Below are 16,444 nucleotides of genomic sequence, written 5' to 3'. Positions count from 1 at the left end.
CGGAATGCGTCAGTCGGCGGAGTGCTCCGAACGGTCGCCGCCCCACAGCGTGTGGAAGGAGCCGGACTTGTCCACCCGCTTGTAGGTGTGCGCGCCGAAGAAGTCGCGCTGCCCCTGGATGAGCGCGGCCGGCAGCCGCTCCGCCCGCAGGGCGTCGTAGTACGCGAGCGCCGCCGAGAACCCGGGCGCGGGCACGCCGAGCTGGGCCGCCGTGGAGACGACCCGCCGCCAGGCCGCCTGCGCCTCGCCGAGTGCCTCGGCGAAGTGGTCGTCGGTCAGCAGCGTGGGACGGCCCGGCTCGGAGTCGAACGCCTCCTTGATGCGGTTGAGGAAGCGCGCCCGGATGATGCAGCCGCCGCGCCAGATCGTCGCCATCGAGCCGGCGTCGATGTCCCAGCCGAACTCCTTGCTGCCCGCCTGGATCAGGTTGAAGCCCTGGGCGTAGGCGACGATCTTCGAGGCGTACAGCGCCTGTTCGACGTCGTCGGCGAAGCGGTCGCCCGCCGCGCTGTCCAGCCAGGTCTCCGCCGGTCCGGGCAGCCCGTGCGAGGCGGCCCGCAGCTCCGCGCTGCCGGACAGGGAGCGTGCGAAGACGGCCTCGGCGATGCCGGAGACCGGGACGCCGAACTCCAGGGCGTTCTGCACGGTCCAGCTGCCGGTGCCCTTCTGGCCCGCCTGGTCCAGCACGACGTCGACGAACGGCTTGCCGGTGCCGGCGTCCGTGTGGGCCAGCACCTCCGCGGTGATCTCGACCAGGTACGACTCCAGGCGGCCGGAGTTCCAGGTGCGGAAGATCTCCGCGATCTCGCCCGGCCGCTTGCCGGCGGCGTGCCGCAGCAGGTCGTAGGCCTCGGCGATGAGCTGCATGTCGGAGTACTCGATGCCGTTGTGGACCATCTTGACGAAGTGTCCGGCACCGTCCGGTCCGACATGGGTGCAGCAGGGCACCCCGTCGACCTTGGCGGCGATGTCCTCGAGGATCGGGCCCAGGGACTCGTACGACTCCGCCGAACCGCCCGGCATGATCGAGGGTCCGTTGAGGGCGCCCTCCTCGCCGCCGGAGATCCCGGTGCCGACGAAGTGCAGTCCCTGTTCGCGCAGCGCCTTCTCACGGCGCCGGGTGTCGCGGTAGTCGGCGTTGCCGCCGTCGACGACCATGTCGCCGGGCTCCAGCAGCGGCACCAGTTCGTCGATCACGGCGTCGGTGGGGGCACCGGCCTTGACCATGATGATGATGCGCCTGGGCCGTTCGAGCGAGTCGACGAACTCCTTGAGGGACTCCGCCGGATGGAACTCGCCCTCGCCGCCGAACTCCTCCACCAGGGAGCGCGTCCTGGCCGGGGTGCGGTTGTACAAGGCCACGGGGTGGCCGTGCCGCGCGAGGTTCCGGGCCAGGTTGCGGCCCATGACCGCGAGTCCGGTGACGCCGATGCGGGCCTGCTCCGCCATCTGCGGTTCCTCTCTGTGCTGTGGTGCGGGGGCACGTACGGCGTCCAGCCTGTCAGCGAACCGGCCGGGTGGCCGGGATTCCCGCGGATCCGTCAGCTGCCCGTGCCGATCCGGCCCTGACCTGCTACACGGGACATCGCACGGCGCAGTCCCCTGGCCGGCGGCGCGGGGACGGCCCCCGCCGGTGCCGGTGCCCGGGCCTGGGCCGCCCGCAGCGGCCCCGTCGCCGGAAGGGGTGGTGGCGGGGGCGGCAGCGGGGGCGGCGGCGCGACGTGGTGGTCGCCGAGGGCCTCGCGCAGCCGGCGCGCGTCCTCGGGGAGGTCGCGGCGCCAGGCCCAGCCGAGGAAGGGGCCCAGCAGCAGCATGCCGCCGCCGAGCTGGCAGGTGACCTGCAACTGGACGAACGCGCCCCGCGAGTGCGGCAGCATCCGGAACGCGAACTCGGGCGTCTGGGTGCCCAGCGGGCTCCACATCCGCCGGCCGCGGTAGGTGATCCGCCGGCAGGGCTGGAAGACCGAGCAGACCAGCCGGTGCTCCCGGTGGCGGCCCGGATAGTGGTAGCGGTACATCGCCCGCTCGCCGGGGGGTACGGCGTCCGCCGCCACGGCGGCGACACCGGAGTTCCACGACGCCAGGTTGCGGGCGTCGGCAAGGAAGTCGAAGACCTCTTCCACGGTACGGGTGACGATCACGCTCGTAGACACCGTCGGCATCGCAGACCTCCCCGGTGCCGGCGCGGCCAGCATGTGAGCAGAGTGGCTTCTTGGCTCCTCACCGACAGCCTGCGTCCAATCGGGCGGTGTGTCGTGGCGGGTGAGCCGTCCGGGTGAATCCGGGGTGCGTGACCGGCGCGAACGGTATGCGCGCGTACCCTCGCGGTCAGTGCCGGAAGGGCTCCGTACCGCTCCTGCGGTCGCGGAATTCGCACCACACTGCCTTGCCCGAACCGTGCGGCTCCACACCCCACGCGTCGGCGAGCCCGTCGACGAGCAGCAGACCGCGTCCGGACACCTCGCGCTCGCCGGGCCGGCGGCGGCGCGGCCAGTTCGCCGCCAGGTCGTGCACCTCGATGCGCAGCCGCCGGGTGACGTCCGGCGTGGCGTGGGCCAGGGAGGGGTCGGGGAGCATGCGCAGGGTGAGCACTGCACCGCCGTCGGTGTGCACCAGCGCGTTGGTGATCAGCTCGCCGGCGGCGAGTTCGGCCTCGTCGACCCGGTCGCGCAGTCCCCAGCCCGCCATGGCGTCGCGGACCATGGCCCGGGCTTCGGAGAGCGCCTTGGGGTCGCCGGGGGCGATGTGCCGGTGCAGCCGGTGCGGCGGGTGCGGGGAGGCGTCGCTGTCGCGCCGGAGCAGCAGCAGCGCCATGTCGTCGTCGGTGGCCTGCTCGCCCATGACGGCGGTGAGGTGGTCGGCGAGGTCCGGGATCTTGCGGGGGCCCTCGCACAGCGCCGCGGACAGCCTGCGCACGCCGACGTCGAGGTCGGCGCCGGGCCGCTCGACGAGTCCGTCACTGAACATCAGCAGGGTGTCGCCGGGGCCGAGTTCCGCGGGGGTGACGGGGTAGTCGGGCCTGCCGAACTGGGCGGAGAGGCCGAGCGGCAGCCCGCCCGCGGTGGGCAGCTCGCGGACGGTGCCGTCGGACTGCCGCACCAGCGGGTCGATGTGGCCGGCGCGCACCAGCAGAACGGACCCGGTGGCCGGGTCGACCTGGGCGTACAGACAGGTGGCGAAGCGGTCGGTGTCCAGCTCGTGCAGGAAGGCCGAGGCCCGCGCCATGACGCTGGCGGGTGGGTGGCCCTCGCCGGCGTAGGCGCGCAGCGCGATCCGCAACTGGCCCATGACGGCGGTGGCGTGGGTGTCGTGGCCCTGGACGTCGCCGATGACGACCGCGACCCGGCCGCCGGGCATCGCCACGACGTCGTACCAGTCGCCGCCGATGTCCCTGGCCAGCCGGGCGGAGCGGTAGCGCACCGCGATCTCGGTGCCGGGGATGCGCGGGATGGTGCGGGGCAGCATCGCGGTCTGCAGACCCTGCGCGATGTCGTGCTCCTGGTCGAAGAGGATGGCGCGCTGGAGGCTCTGCGCGATGCTGCCGCTGAGCGCGATCAGCAGGTGGCGCTCCTGTGGGGAGAAGCCCTGCTTGTGCCGGTACAGCAGGCCGAGGGCGCCGATGGGTTTGCCCTGCGCGATCAGCGGGAGATAGGCGGCGGAGGAGGCGCCGAGCGGCTCGATGTGCGGCCACAACTCGGGGTAGCGCCGGGCGAACTCCTCGCCGGAGGTGATGAAGCGCGGGACGAGGGTGCGTACGACCTCGCTCATCGGGAACTCGTCCTCGATCCGGGTGTACTGCAGCGACGGCACCCAGCTGCTCGCCTTGGCGTCGCTCACCACGTGGACCCGGCCGGCCTCCACCTGCCCGAGGAAGAGGCTGGCTATCCCGAGCCGGTCCATCCTGCGGTTCCCGGTGAGGGCGGCGGTCACGTCGCGCACGGTGACCGCCCGGGCCAGCGACGCGGTGACCTCCATGACCAGGTTGCTCTCGGTCGGGCCGTCCTCGTCCGCGCGCAGGCACTCGGCGGCCTGGGCGAGTTCGTCGGTGGCGTCGCTGACGAGGCCGATCACGCGGTTCGCCCGGCCGGTGCCGTCGCGGACGATGCGGCCCTGGAAGCGGATCCAGCCGCGGCGGCCGTCGCGGCGCGTGAGCCGGCTGAAGGCGAGGAAGGAGGAGTGGCCGTCGCCGAGGGCCTGGGTGATGGTCCGGGTGACATCGCCGGCCTCGTCGGGCGTCAGCCGGGAGAACAGCGCCTTCGGGTCGCCGTCGAAGTCCTCCGGGCGGAGGTCGAGCGTCCGCAGGGCGGGCTCGTCGAGGTGCATGCGGTCGCGGTCGAGGTCCCAGTCGAAGCCGCCGACGTCGTTGAGGGACATCCGGGCGGCGGCGGGAGCCGGCCAGGCCACCGTCGCGGGCGCAGGGGGCGCCCACTCCCGAGACTCAGCCATCACGCCCTCCGGAACCGCTCCCCGCTGCGCCGAGCCGCACCGGAACAGGGACAGCGTACTCATACTCCGGTGGGGCGACATGCTACCGACGTGACGTGTGGGAGAGCCGGGTTTCCGCCGGTTCCGGGGACGCCCCCGGCGGCCGCCCGGCCCCCTCGTTCCGTCCGCCGGACGGCTCAGCGGGCCGCCGGCGGCGCGTACTTGTAGCCGACCCGGCGCACGGTGACGATGCTGCCGCGGTGTTCGGGGCCGAGCTTGCGCCGCAGCCGGGCGATGTGGACGTCGACGGTGCGCCCGTCGCCGACGTGGCCGTACCCCCAGACCGTGGTGACGAGGTGGTCGCGGGTGTGCACGCGGTGCGGGTGCGCCACCAGGTGGGCGAGCAGCTCGAACTCCAGGTAGGTGAGGTCGAGTGCGCGGCCCGGCACCCGCGCGACGCGGCGTTCGGCGTCGACGGTGACGGGCAGGCCGGCGGCTGCCGGGGGCTCGGGCGGCGCCTGGCCCTCGACGGGGACGAGGACGAGGTAGCCCACCATCGGCGGCCCGCCGACGGCCGCGGGCACCAGGTGGCCGGGGGCGGGCAGCCAGGTCGCGCCGGGCGGGAGGAAGTCCGGTACCGGCGGGACGTCGCCGGCGCGGGCGTCCCCGGTGCGGACGGCGCGCAGGTGCTGGCGGCCCGCGGCGGGCAGGGGCAGGGAACGGGTGCTGGTGCTGGAGGACATGCAGGTCTCGGCTCTCGCGCGAAGGGTCGTCGGACGACGTGTTGCGCGGGACCGCCGGGAGGCCGGCAGCGGGTGGCGACCGGGGGACGGCGTCAGCAGCTGTGGGCCGGGGTCCGCGCGGGGACCGCGCGACAACACTCCCGGTCGAACTGGTACTGCTGCCTGGACGGCCAGAACGGCTCGAGGTCGCTGCGACCTGTCGCGGTGTCAGTGAGGCTGGCCATGGCACCCATTGAACCAGACCTGGGGCCCGTCGGGACAGGGAGAGCCGCCGAGGGGCTCTGACCAGGCCCTACAGCGGTTGCGGCTCGGGCTGCGGCTCGGGGTCGGGAACGGGCTCCGGCTGCGGCGGCGGCGCGGGTACCGGGTCGGGGGTCGGACCGGGCACGGGGTGCGGGGCGGGCGGCACGGGGTCGGGCGGGAAGGGCGGCACCGGGCTCGGGGCGGGCGGCACCGGGGGCACCGTGGCGCGGTGTGCGGGGGCGGTCATGACGGTCTGCCTCCTCGGACTCACCGGAACGGATCTTGGGCTGCGCTTACCCGGCCCTCCCCGTCCTACCCGTCCTATCCTCGGCCTCATGACCTGGTTGCGCGCCCTGCGCCGCAGTGCCCGCGAGGGGCTGCGGATCGAGCGCGCCGGGCTGGAACCGCTGGTCGCGCTGCGCGCCGCCGCGGGCGTCGCCGTCGTCGTCGGCCTCTCGCTGTGGCTGGCCACCCCCTCGGTGGCCGCCTCGTCCGCCTTCGGCGCCTTCGCCTCGGGCATGGCCACCTTCCAGCGGAGTTGGCGGCCCCGGCCGGTGCTCGCGCTGGTCGCCGGTGCCGGGCTCGCCGTCAGCACCTTCCTGGGCTACCTGGCGGGGGCGCACTGGTGGGTGTTCGTGGCGCTGCTGGCGGTCTGGGCGTTCCTGGCGGGCATGGCCTGGGCGCTGGGGCCCACCGCGGGCATCGTCTCGTCGCTGACCGTCGCCGTCATGCTGGTCGTGATCACCCTGCCGACCTCCGTGCTGAGCGCCTTCGGCCACGCCCTGGTCATCGCGGCGGGCGGGGTCGTGCAGGCGGCGCTGATCCTGCTGTTCCCGGTGCGCCGCTGGGGCCGGCAGCGCGACGCGCTGGCCGACGCCTTCGCGGCCGAGGCGGACTACGCGCGGCGGTTGCGGCACGACCCGGTCGCGCCGTTCGACCCCGAGCCGCTGATGACCGCGCGCAGCGCGGCCGTCATCACCGACCGACAGGCGCGGCGGCGCCCGGCCGCGCTGCGCGGCAAGCGGGTGCTGGCCGAGCGCATCCGCCCGGTGCTGGCCTCGCTCGCCGACCCGGCGGTCGGCGCCGCCGCCGAGGGGCCCGAACGCGACCGGGCCCGTGAACTGCTGGCAGCGGCGGCCTCCGTGCTGGACGCGGTGGCACGCGCGGTGCGCGAGGCCCAGCCGGTACGCGTGCCGCCTGAGGCCGATTCCGTGGTGCTGGTCGAGCCCGCCCCGGAGGAGCAGCTGACCGGGCCCGCCCGGCGCACCGCGCTGCGGCTCGTCGCGCTGCTCAGCGAGGCGGTCTCCTCCGCCACCGGCCGCGGCGGCTCGGTGAGCACCGACACCGCCCACCTGCGCCGCCCCAGCGTGCCCGAACTCCTGCCGCTCGCCGCGCGCACCGTGCGGCGCGAGGCCCGGTTCGACTCCCCCGTCTTCCGGCACGCCGTCCGGCTGGCCGCCGTCATCCCCGCGGGCTATGCCCTCGGCGCGGCCCTGCCGCTCGGCCACGGCTACTGGGCACCGCTGACCTCGGTGCTGGTGATGCGTCCCGACTTCTCGCAGACGTACGGCCGCAGCGTGGCCCGGTTCGTCGGGACCCTCGTGGGCGTCACCGTGGCGACCGCCGTGATGCAGTCCTTCGCGCCGGGGCCGTACCCCTGCGCCGTGCTGGCGGTGGTGTCGGTCGCCCTGATGTACGGGCTGATGCGCACCGGCTACCTGGTCTCGCAGGTGGCCGCGTCGGCGTACGTGGTCTTCCTGCTGGGCATGGCCGGGGCCAGCTGGACGCAGACGGTGCCCGAGCGCGTGCTGCTGACGATGCTGGGCGGAGTGCTGGCGATGGCCGCGTACGCGGTGTTCCCGGCCTGGGAGACCCCGCGGCTGCGGAACCGGCTGGCCGAGCGCATCAAGGCCACCGGGCGGTACGCCGCCGCCGCGATGGAGGCCCACGCGGCCCCCGCGCGGGGCGGGCGCGAGGCCGTGCGCGCGGCGTTGCTGGACGCCCGCGCGGCGGCGCTCGCCTGGGACCAGGCGGTCTCCCGTGCCGATGCGGAGCCCGTCCGCAGCCGCGGCCTGTCCCGCCGCGCCGCCGACGGCGCCGACGCGGCCCTGTCGGCCATGGGCCGCGTCCCCATGCTCATGGAGGCCCACCTCCCGGCCCCCGACGCGGCCCCCGTCCCGGACGCCGCACCCTTCGCACGGCACCTGCGCACGGCCACCGCCGACGCCGCGTCCGCGGTCCGCGAACGACGCCCCCCGGACTTCGCCCCCGTCCGCGCCGCCCTCGACGCCTGGCCGCGCTCGGACGCCGATCGCATCGTCCGCCGCAGCGCCGAGCTCCTGATGGAAACCCTCGACGACCTCGAGACCGCGCTGCGCCCCCGCCCCCGTACCCGTCCCTCCCGCCGTCGCTGACGCCTCCCGGCGGGGGTTCCCGAGGTGCGCGGACGCCGCGCGCCCCGGCGGGCCCCGGGCGGAGCGCACGGGCTGCGACACGACGGATGCCGGCGGCGGTCGGGCCGAACCCGGCGTGCGGGGCGTGGCTGACGGGGCGGTCGCGAAGGCCGGTCTGCGAGGTCGAGGCGGCTGACGCCTCCCCGGAGGCCGTGTCGGCGGCCGGGGCCGTGGACGACCGGCCCGGCGCACCGCGTCCGCCGAACCTGCCGGCGCAGGCGGACGCCGCTTTGCGGCCGCCCCGCTCCGCCGCGTCGCCCAGGAACCGAACGCGCTCCCGGAGGACTCCCCGCCCTGCCGCGCCGACGCACGGCTGCGGGCGCAAAGCTGTCGGCCCGCTCCGTGTCGTCGACGCGTCCCTGACGCCTTCCCCACCCGCGGCGTGCAGGCGCCGCCAGGCGGGTCGGGGGTCAGGCTGGGGCCCGGGCTCAGCGGATCGGCATGCCCGACAGAGTGCGGGCGATGACGAGGCGCTGGATCTCGCTCGTGCCCTCGAAAATGGTGTAGATGGCCGCATCCCGATGCATGCGTTCCACCGGGTACTCGCGGGTGAACCCGTTGCCGCCGAGGATCTGGATGGCCTGGGCGGTGACCTTCTTCGCCGTCTCGCTGGCGTACAGCTTGGACATCGAGCCCTCGGCCGAGGTGAAGGGCTTGCCCGTGATCGCCATCCAGGAGGCGCGCCAGACCAGCATGCGGGCCGCGTCGACCTGGGTGCGCATGTCGGCGAGCTGGAAGGCGACGCCCTGGTTGTCGATGATGGGGCGGCCGAACTGGGTGCGGGTCATGGCGTAGTCGAGGGCGACCTCGTAGGCGGCGCGGGCCGTGCCCACCGCCATCGCGCCGACGGCCGGGCGGGAGGCCTCGAAGGTGGCCATGGCGGCGTTCTTCACGCGCTCGCCGCCCTTGGCCCGCTCGCGGGCCCGCGCGAGGCGCTCGTCGAGCTTCTCCTTGCCGCCGAGCAGGCAGCTTCCCGGGACGCGGACGGCGTCGAGGACGACCTCGGCGGTGTGCGAGGCGCGGATGCCGTGCTTCTTGAACTTCTGCCCCTGGGAGAGCCCGGGGGTGTTCGGCGGCACGATGAAGGACGCGTGGCCCTTGGAGCCGAGCTCCGGATCGACGACGGCGACGACGACGTGGACGTTGGCTATGCCGCCGTTGGTCGCCCAGGTCTTGGTGCCGTTCAGCACCCACTCGTCCTTGGCCTCGTCGTACACGGCGGTGGTGCGCATCGAGCCGACGTCCGAGCCCGCGTCGGGCTCGGAGGAGCAGAAGGCGGCGACCTTCACGTCGTTGACGTCGCCGTACATCTGGGGGATCCAGGTGCCGATCTGCTCCTCGGTGCCGTTGGCCAGCACGCCGACGGCGGCCAGCCCGGTGCCGACGATGGACAGGCCGATGCCCGCGTCGCCCCAGAAGAGCTCCTCCATGGCGATCGGGATGCCGAGACCGGTCGGGTCGAAGTACTGCTGGGCGTAGAAATCGAGCGAGTAGAGTCCGATCTTCGCCGCCTCCTGGATCACCGGCCAGGGGGTCTCCTCGCGCTCGTCCCACTCCGCCGCGGCCGGGCGCATGACGTCGGCCGCGAAGCCGTGGATCCAGTCGCGCACCGATACCTGGTCGTCGCTGAGCTCGAGCGAGAAGTCGCCCATCGTCCCCTCCACGTGCTTGTTACTTGCGGTAACCGCCAGTCTGTTACCGGTCGGTAAGGGATGTCAACCGGACTTGGGGTGTTACGTTGCGCAGGCGCGAGGAAATTCGAACGGGCGGGGAGGCTCGGGTGGACACCAGCCAGCGGCGGGAGCAGCGATCGGCATCCGCGGCGGAGGAGCGGCGCAGGGAGCTCCTCGAGGCCGCGGACCGCGTCGTGCTGCGGGACGGCCCCGAGGCGTCCATGAACGCCATCGCCGCCGAGGCGGGCATCACCAAGCCCATTCTGTACCGCCACTTCGGCGACAAGAGCGGACTTTACCGAGCCCTGGCGAAGCGCCACACCGACGCGCTGCTCGCCAACCTGCGGGCCGCCCTCGACGCGCCCAACGAGCGGCGCGACCGCGTGGAGGCCACCCTCGACGCGTACCTGTCGGCCATCGAGGCCCGTCCTCAGGTCTACCGCTTCCTGATGCACCCCGCCGAGAACGCCGCGGACTCCGATCGCGGTTTCGACATCGGCCGCCACTCCGCCCCCGTCCTGCGCCGCATGGGCGAGGAACTGGCCGGCTTCATCGCCGAGCGGCTCGCCCTCGGCCCGGAGGGCCAGGTGGCCGCCCGGGTGTGGGGGCACGGCATCGTCGGCATGATGCACGCGGCCGGCGACTGGTGGCTGGGCGAGCGCCCCGTCGCCCGTGACGTCCTCGTCCGCCACCTCGCCGACCTGCTGTGGGGCCGCCTCGCCGCCGTCGGCGACCGCCCGGGCGCACCGCGCCTCTAGATCACGCCAGGCCGTGGACCTCGTCGCCGGACGACCAGGGGGCGCGGCGCACGGCACGCAGCGCGCGGCGGCGGCGCAGGCCGGTGAGCCGGTCGACGAACAGGCCGCCGCCCAGGTGGTCGCACTCGTGCTGGAGGCAGCGGGCGAAGAATCCGGTGCCCTCCACGCGCACCGGCGCCCCGTCGGCGTCGACGCCCTCGACGGCGGTCTCGTCGTACCGGGCGGTGCCCGCCTGCACCCCCGGCAGCGACAGGCAGCCCTCGTCGCCGGTCACCACGACCCCGTCCTCGCGGACGACGCGGGGGTTGACCACGTACCCGAGGTGCCGGACGTCCTCGTCGTCCGGGCAGTCGAAGACGAACACCCGCAGCGGTACGCCGATCTGGTTCGCGGCCAGCCCCACCCCGTCGTGCGCGTACATCGTGGCGAACAAGTCCTCTACGAGGGAGGCGAGTTCGGCGTCGAAGACGGTCACGTCGCGGCAGGGTTCCCGCAGCCCGGGATCACCCAGCAGCCGCATCGGACGGACGGTCCCGGAGCTGCCGGGGATGGGGGCGTGTCGCATGCCGGTCAGGGTACGGTGGCGGCTCGTTTCAGCGCCGGTGGGGGAAGTGGATAGGCTGATCGGCGACCGATGCCTTCCGGCCGGTGCAACGGCCCGGTGCGAGCACCACGGCCGACCGCCGGAGAGGTGAGCGGGGCCGGACGCGAGGAGGATGTGGAGACGATGGCAGGCAACGCGGAGCCACTGTCGCCGCGGGCGAAGCTGGCCGTGACGGCGGGCAAGGCCGCGGCGGCGGTGTCGCGGGCGGCGGGGCGCGGCAGCGGATCGGTGATCGGCGGCCGGGTGGCGCTGAAACTCGACCCTGATCTGCTGGCCCGGCTGGCGACCCATCTCGACGTCGTGCTCGTTTCGGCCACCAACGGCAAGACCACCACGACGCGGCTGCTCGCCGAGGCGCTGCGCGCCAACGGCGAGGTCGTCTCCAACGCGCTGGGCGCCAACATGCCGGCGGGCATCACCTCGGCGCTCGCCGGGGGCTCCGAGGCGCGGTACGGCGTGATCGAGGTGGACGAGAAGTACCTGGCCGGCGTGGCCCGGGACGTCAAGCCCAAGGCCATCGCCCTGCTGAACCTCTCCAGGGACCAGCTCGACCGCGCCGCCGAGACCCGCATGCTCGCCGAGAAGTGGCGCGAGGGCCTGGCGGGCTCGGACGCGATCATCATCGCCAACGCCGACGACCCGCTGATCACCTGGGCCGCTTCCTCGTGCCCGACCGTCGTCTGGGTCGCGGCGGGTCAGGAGTGGAAGGACGACGCCTGGTCCTGCCCCTCGTGCGGCGGTGTCCTGCAGCGGCCGGCCGAGGACTGGTTCTGCGGCGAGTGCGGTTTCCGCCGCCCGGCCCCGACCTGGGCGCTCTCCGGCGACCACGTGATCGACCCGTACGGGTCCGCGTGGCCGATCCAGCTCCAGCTGCCCGGCCGGGCCAACAAGTCCAACGCCGCCGTGTCCGCCGCGGCGGCGGCCGCCTTCGGGGTCGACCCCAAGGTCGCCCTGGAGCGGATGTACAAGGTGCAGGCCGTCGCCGGCCGCTACGACGTGGTGCAGTTCCAGGGCCGCGACGTACGGCTGCTGCTGGCGAAGAACCCGGCCGGCTGGCTGGAGACCTTCTCCCTGATCGACGGGCCGCCCACCCCGGTGGTCCTCTCCGTCAACGCCCGGTCGGCGGACGGCACCGACACCTCCTGGCTCTGGGACGTGGACTACACCCGCCTGGCCGGGCACCCGATCCGGGTCATCGGCGACCGCAAGCTGGACCTCGCGGTCCGCCTGGAGGTCGCGGGGCTGCAGTTCGAGGTCTGCCAGGACTTCGACGAGGCGGTCCGCACCTCACCGGCCGGCCGGATCGAGGCCATCGCCAACTACACCGCCTTCCAGGACCTCCGCCGCCGCGTCGGCAACTGACCGAAGACCCGTTTCGACAGGAGAACACGCTGTGAGCGACTCCAGCCTGCGTCTGGTGTGGGTCTACCCCGACCTGCTGAGCACCTACGGTGACCAGGGCAACGTCCTGGTCACCGAGCGCCGGGCCCGCCAGCGGCGGGTGCCGGTCACCCGGATCGACGTACGGTCCGACCAGCCGATCCCCACCTCGGGCGACATCTACCTCATCGGCGGCGGCGAGGACCGCCCGCAGCGGCTGGCCGCGGAGCGGCTGCGCCGCGACGGCGGGCTGAACCGCGCGGTCGACAACGGTGCGATCGTCTTCTCGGTGTGCGCCGGCTACCAGATCATCGGCAACGAGTTCGTCAACGACCTCGGCCGTCCCGAGCCGGGCCTGGGCCTGCTGGACGTCGTCAGCGTCCGCGGCGAGGGCGCGCGCTGCGTCGGCGACGTGCTGGCCGACATCGACCCCGAACTCGGTCTTCCGCCGCTGACCGGCTTCGAGAACCACCAGGGCGTCACGCACGTCGGCAAGCGGGCCCGTCCGCTGGCGCGGACCCGCTTCGGCAACGGCAACGGCACCGGCGACGGGACCGAGGGCGCGTACAACGAGACCGTCTTCGGCACCTACATGCACGGCCCCGTCATGGCCCGCAACCCGCAGATCGCGGACATGCTGATCAAGCTGGCGATGGATGTCAGGGCGCTGCCGCCGGTCGACGACCAGTGGTACGAGGCGCTGCGCGCGGAGCGCATCGCGGCGGCGACGCAGCCCGCCTGAGGCCCGCACCGTCGCGGGCCGGACCGGGGGACAACGGGGCCGGGGCCGGGTGGTGTCCGCACTGCGGGCGGCGTTTCCGCCGCCCGAGCCCGGCTCGATAACGTAGGGAGCAGCGGTGCGCGTCGCCGCGGGTCCATCCGGACGACGAGGTCCGGCGCCCGGATCGATCATTCAGGAGTAACGAGCAAATGCGTATTGGTGTGCTGACGAGCGGCGGCGACTGCCCCGGGCTCAACGCCGTCATCCGGTCGGTCGTGCACCGCGCGGTCGTCGACCACGGGGACGAGGTCATAGGCTTCCACGACGGGTGGAAGGGCCTCCTCGAGTGCGACTACCGCAAGCTGGACCTCGACGCCGTCGGCGGCATCCTGGCCCGTGGCGGCACCATCCTCGGCTCGTCCCGGGTCCGCCCCGAGCACCTGCGGGACGGTGTCGAGCGGGCCAGGGGCCACGTCGCCGACCTGGGTCTCGACGCGATCATCCCGATCGGCGGCGAGGGCACCCTCAAGGCCGCCCGGCTGCTGTCCGACAACGGTCTGCCGATCGTGGGCGTGCCCAAGACGATCGACAACGACATCGCCTCCACCGACGTCACCTTCGGCTTCGACACCGCCGTGACGGTGGCCACCGAGGCCCTGGACCGCCTCAAGACCACCGCCGAGTCGCACCAGCGCGTGCTGATCGTCGAGGTCATGGGGCGCAACACCGGCTGGATCGCCCTGCACTCCGGCATGGCGGCCGGCGCGCACGCGATCGTCGTGCCGGAGCGCCCCTTCGACATCGAGGAGCTGACCCAGCGGGTCGGCGAGCGCTTCTCCGCGGGCAAGAAGTTCGCGATCGTCGTGGTCTCCGAGGGCGCGAAGCCGCGCGAGGGCACGATGGACTTCGAGTCGGGCGCCAAGGACATCTACGGCCACGAGCGCTTCACCGGCATCGCCACCCGGCTCTCGATCGAGATGGAGGAGCGGCTGGGCAAGGAGGCCCGCCCGGTCATCCTCGGCCACGTGCAGCGCGGCGGCACCCCGACCGCCTACGACCGGGTGCTGGCCACCCGTTTCGGCTGGCACGCGGTCGAGGCCGCGCACAACGGCGACTTCGGGATGATGACGGCGCTGCGCGGCACCGACATCACCCTGGTCCCGCTGGCCGAGGCCGTCGAGCGGCTCAAGACCGTCCCGGTCGAGCGTTACGTCGAGGCCGAGTGCGTGCTGTGACGCGCTGATCGCCTCCTCGAACCGCCCCCGGTCGCAAGCGCGGCCGGGGGCGGTTCTAGTCTGGTGCGGGCGCACCCGCCCCAACCGGCACATTGCCGACGGCGCGGTGCGTGCGGCAGGCGACAGGAGAGTGACGGATGGACCACGGCGGACACGGGATGACGACGGAGCTCCCGCCGTTCACCCTCGGCCGGGGGCTCGAGTTCAGCGGGGATCCGGTCTTCCTGGCCGGCTGTCTGCTCGCGCTCGCGCTCTACGGCTGGGGGGTCGTACGCCTGCTGCGGCGCGGCGACCGCTGGCCGGCCGGCCGGATCGTCGCCTTCGTCGCGGGGGTGCTCTCCATCGCGCTGGTGATGTGCACCGCGCTGAACGACTACGGCATGGTCATGTTCAGCGTCCACATGGTGCAGCACATGGTCGTCAGCATGGTCTCCCCCATCCTCCTGCTGCTGGGCGCCCCGGTGACACTGACGCTGCGGGCGCTGCCGACGGCGGGACGCGGCCGCAAGGGCCCGCGGGAGCTGCTGGTGGCGCTGCTGCACAGCCGCTACATGCAGGTGATCACGCATCCGGCGTTCACCATCCCGCTGTTCATCGCCAGCCTGTACGGGCTCTACTTCACCCCGCTGTTCGACACCCTGATGGGCAGCCGGGCCGGGCACATCGCGATGATGGTCCACTTCCTCGCCGTGGGCCTGGTGTTCTTCTGGCCCATCATGGGCGTGGACCCGGGGCCGAACCGGCCGAGCCATGTGATGCGCATCCTGGAGCTGTTCGCCGGGATGCCGTTCCACGCCTTCTTCGGCATCGCCCTGATGATGGCGAGCGAGCCGATGATCGGCGCCTTCAAGCACCCGCCCGCCTCGCTGGGGATCGACGCACTGGACGACCAGACCGCGGCCGGCGGCATCGCGTGGGCGTTCAGCGAGATCCCGTCGGTGATCGTGCTCGTCGCGCTGCTGATCCAGTGGTACACCTCCGACCAGCGCCAGGCGCGTCGCAAGGACCGCGCCGCGGACCGCGACGGCGACGCGGAACTGGCAGCCTACAACGCGTACTTGGCATCCTTGGAGGCACGGGGTCGCGGCTGACGGGGCCGCCCGCCGCGAAGGGAGGCCCGCGATGGGCGACCAGGTACGGATATCGGGCGACGCGCTGCAGTTGCCGGGCGGCGTGACGGTGCGCTTCATGCGCACGCTGCGGCTGCCGGAGACGGGGACGCATCCGCTCCCACCCGGCATCGGCACCTTCCCGCTGCGCCGGGTCTCCGACCATCCCGGCACCGCGCCCCAGGAGTGGCTGGCGCGGGGCGGAGTGATGCTGCCCGTCTACCAGCGCGAGGCCATGTGGCTCAGCTTCTCGGCCGCCGCGCCGGCCGCGCTCCAGGTGGGCGTCGGCAAGGTGTGCGCGGTGTCGGGACGGCCGTGGAGCAACCGGCTGTCGCAGGACCCGCAGAACTACGTGGTGCTGCCGCGCCAGCCGTGGCTGGACGGCATCAACTCCGGCTCGGGGACGATCCGGCAGTTCGTGGCCGTGCCCCTGGGCCTAGGCGCGACCGTCGAGGGCCAGGTCACCGGCGAGGAGGTCTGGGGCGGGGTGCAGCTGCAGGTGACCGAACTCGGCGAGGAGCAGCTGGCCGCCTGGCGGGCCGAGCAGCGGCGCCGGGAGAGCACGCGCCGCGCGGCCTTCGGCGGCTACGGCGGCGCTCCCGGGGCCATGCCCATGGCCGCCCCCGCGGCCGCGCCGCCGCCGGCCCCGGGCCGCGCCCCGCGTCAGGGCGAAGGCGCGAAGCGCTCCCCGGTCGCCATGGGGCTGGGCGCGGGCGGCCGGATGCGGCAGGAGGTCTACCGCGACGACCGCAAGCCCTCCGACTGGCGTGCGGAGCCTTCGGGCCGGGTCTTCGTCCACCTCACGACGGTGCCGGAATGGCGCCGCATCACCGGCGAGCCGGCTCCTCCCTCCCCGGTCAACCGCGCCGCGTACACCGCCGCGGGACTGCCCTGGTTCGACTACTACGACGCCGACGCCGAGGACCTGGCGGCGCCCGGCACGCTCACCCAGGTGAAGCCGGTCGGCGACTGGCTCGGCGAGGACGAGTCGCCGTGGGTGGCACCGCATCCGGGTCAGGTGAAGCAGCTGGGCGACGAGGGTCAGGTCACCGACGGCGACTGGTAGCGCACGGCGGGCGGCGGCGGGACCATGGAGTCCG

General features: G+C 73.8%; 14 protein-coding genes. 7 read left to right on the top strand and 7 right to left on the bottom strand.

Annotated features, from left to right (window positions below; translation table 11 throughout):
• Positions 1-9: 9 nt before the first annotated feature.
• The 5 genes from gnd to ACFW3D_RS04045 all read right to left on the bottom strand — a co-directional run bounded on the left by gnd (position 10) and on the right by ACFW3D_RS04045 (position 5,658).
• On the bottom strand, positions 10-1,449 hold the full coding sequence (gnd, locus tag ACFW3D_RS04065) for an NADP-dependent phosphogluconate dehydrogenase (RefSeq protein WP_500501031.1): 1,440 nt from the start codon (positions 1,447-1,449) through the stop codon (positions 10-12).
• Between the two features lie 92 nt (positions 1,450-1,541).
• Positions 1,542-2,162 (bottom strand): SRPBCC family protein, encoded by a 621-nt coding sequence (locus ACFW3D_RS04060; protein WP_500501029.1) that lies wholly within the window; start codon positions 2,160-2,162, stop codon positions 1,542-1,544.
• Positions 2,163-2,328: 166 nt separating this feature from the next.
• Positions 2,329-4,446 carry a SpoIIE family protein phosphatase gene (locus ACFW3D_RS04055; protein ID WP_500501027.1) on the bottom strand — a complete coding sequence of 706 codons (2,118 nt, stop codon included), beginning with the start codon at positions 4,444-4,446 and terminating at the stop codon, positions 2,329-2,331.
• A gap of 176 nt (positions 4,447-4,622) precedes the next feature.
• Positions 4,623-5,168, bottom strand: a complete 546-nt coding sequence (locus ACFW3D_RS04050) for a winged helix-turn-helix domain-containing protein (RefSeq protein ID WP_500501025.1) — start codon at positions 5,166-5,168, stop codon at positions 4,623-4,625.
• Between the two features lie 292 nt (positions 5,169-5,460).
• Positions 5,461-5,658: a hypothetical protein gene (locus ACFW3D_RS04045; RefSeq protein ID WP_500501023.1), complete on the bottom strand. Its 198-nt coding sequence runs from the start codon at positions 5,656-5,658 to the stop codon at positions 5,461-5,463.
• Between the two features lie 88 nt (positions 5,659-5,746).
• On the opposite strand from ACFW3D_RS04045, the gene ACFW3D_RS04040 reads away from it, so the two are divergent.
• Positions 5,747-7,825: an FUSC family protein gene (locus tag ACFW3D_RS04040; RefSeq protein WP_500501021.1), complete on the top strand. Its 2,079-nt coding sequence runs from the start codon at positions 5,747-5,749 to the stop codon at positions 7,823-7,825.
• 467 nt (positions 7,826-8,292) lie between these two features.
• Here the strand turns inward: ACFW3D_RS04040 and ACFW3D_RS04035 are convergent, their stop codons facing one another.
• Positions 8,293-9,516, bottom strand: a complete 1,224-nt coding sequence (locus tag ACFW3D_RS04035; protein ID WP_500501020.1) for an acyl-CoA dehydrogenase family protein — start codon at positions 9,514-9,516, stop codon at positions 8,293-8,295.
• 128 nt (positions 9,517-9,644) lie between these two features.
• Between ACFW3D_RS04035 and ACFW3D_RS04030 the strand changes: the two genes are divergently transcribed.
• On the top strand, positions 9,645-10,295 hold the full coding sequence (locus ACFW3D_RS04030) for a TetR/AcrR family transcriptional regulator (RefSeq protein WP_500501018.1): 651 nt from the start codon (positions 9,645-9,647) through the stop codon (positions 10,293-10,295).
• 1 nt (position 10,296) lies between these two features.
• Here ACFW3D_RS04030 and def read toward each other — a convergent pair whose 3' ends face one another.
• Positions 10,297-10,860, bottom strand: a complete 564-nt coding sequence (gene def / locus ACFW3D_RS04025) for a peptide deformylase (protein WP_500501016.1) — start codon at positions 10,858-10,860, stop codon at positions 10,297-10,299.
• Between the two features lie 162 nt (positions 10,861-11,022).
• Here def and ACFW3D_RS04020 point away from each other — a divergent pair, with 162 nt between their 5' ends.
• The 5 genes from ACFW3D_RS04020 (at position 11,023) to ACFW3D_RS04000 (ending at position 16,410) form a co-directional block, all read left to right on the top strand.
• The gene (locus tag ACFW3D_RS04020; protein ID WP_500501014.1) at positions 11,023-12,261 is read left to right on the top strand and encodes a MurT ligase domain-containing protein; all 1,239 of its coding nucleotides are present in this window, start codon (positions 11,023-11,025) and stop codon (positions 12,259-12,261) included.
• Between the two features lie 31 nt (positions 12,262-12,292).
• Positions 12,293-13,021, top strand: a complete 729-nt coding sequence (locus ACFW3D_RS04015; RefSeq protein ID WP_500501012.1) for a type 1 glutamine amidotransferase — start codon at positions 12,293-12,295, stop codon at positions 13,019-13,021.
• A gap of 188 nt (positions 13,022-13,209) precedes the next feature.
• Entirely contained in the window at positions 13,210-14,235 is a 1,026-nt protein-coding gene (locus tag ACFW3D_RS04010) for a 6-phosphofructokinase (protein WP_500501011.1), read from the top strand.
• Between the two features lie 137 nt (positions 14,236-14,372).
• Positions 14,373-15,326, top strand: a complete 954-nt coding sequence (locus ACFW3D_RS04005; RefSeq protein WP_500501010.1) for a cytochrome c oxidase assembly protein — start codon at positions 14,373-14,375, stop codon at positions 15,324-15,326.
• A 31-nt stretch (positions 15,327-15,357) separates the two neighbouring features.
• Complete coding sequence (locus tag ACFW3D_RS04000; RefSeq protein ID WP_500501009.1) at positions 15,358-16,410, top strand: hypothetical protein; 1,053 nt, start codon at positions 15,358-15,360, stop codon at positions 16,408-16,410.
• Positions 16,411-16,444 lie beyond the last annotated feature (34 nt).

Origin of the sequence: Streptomyces sp. NPDC058864, assembly GCF_042742985.1 — a bacterium.
GTDB lineage: Bacteria > Actinomycetota > Actinomycetes > Streptomycetales > Streptomycetaceae > Actinacidiphila.
Note: the sequence above shows the minus strand (reverse complement) of the source record. Positions and strands in the feature narration are given on the sequence as shown.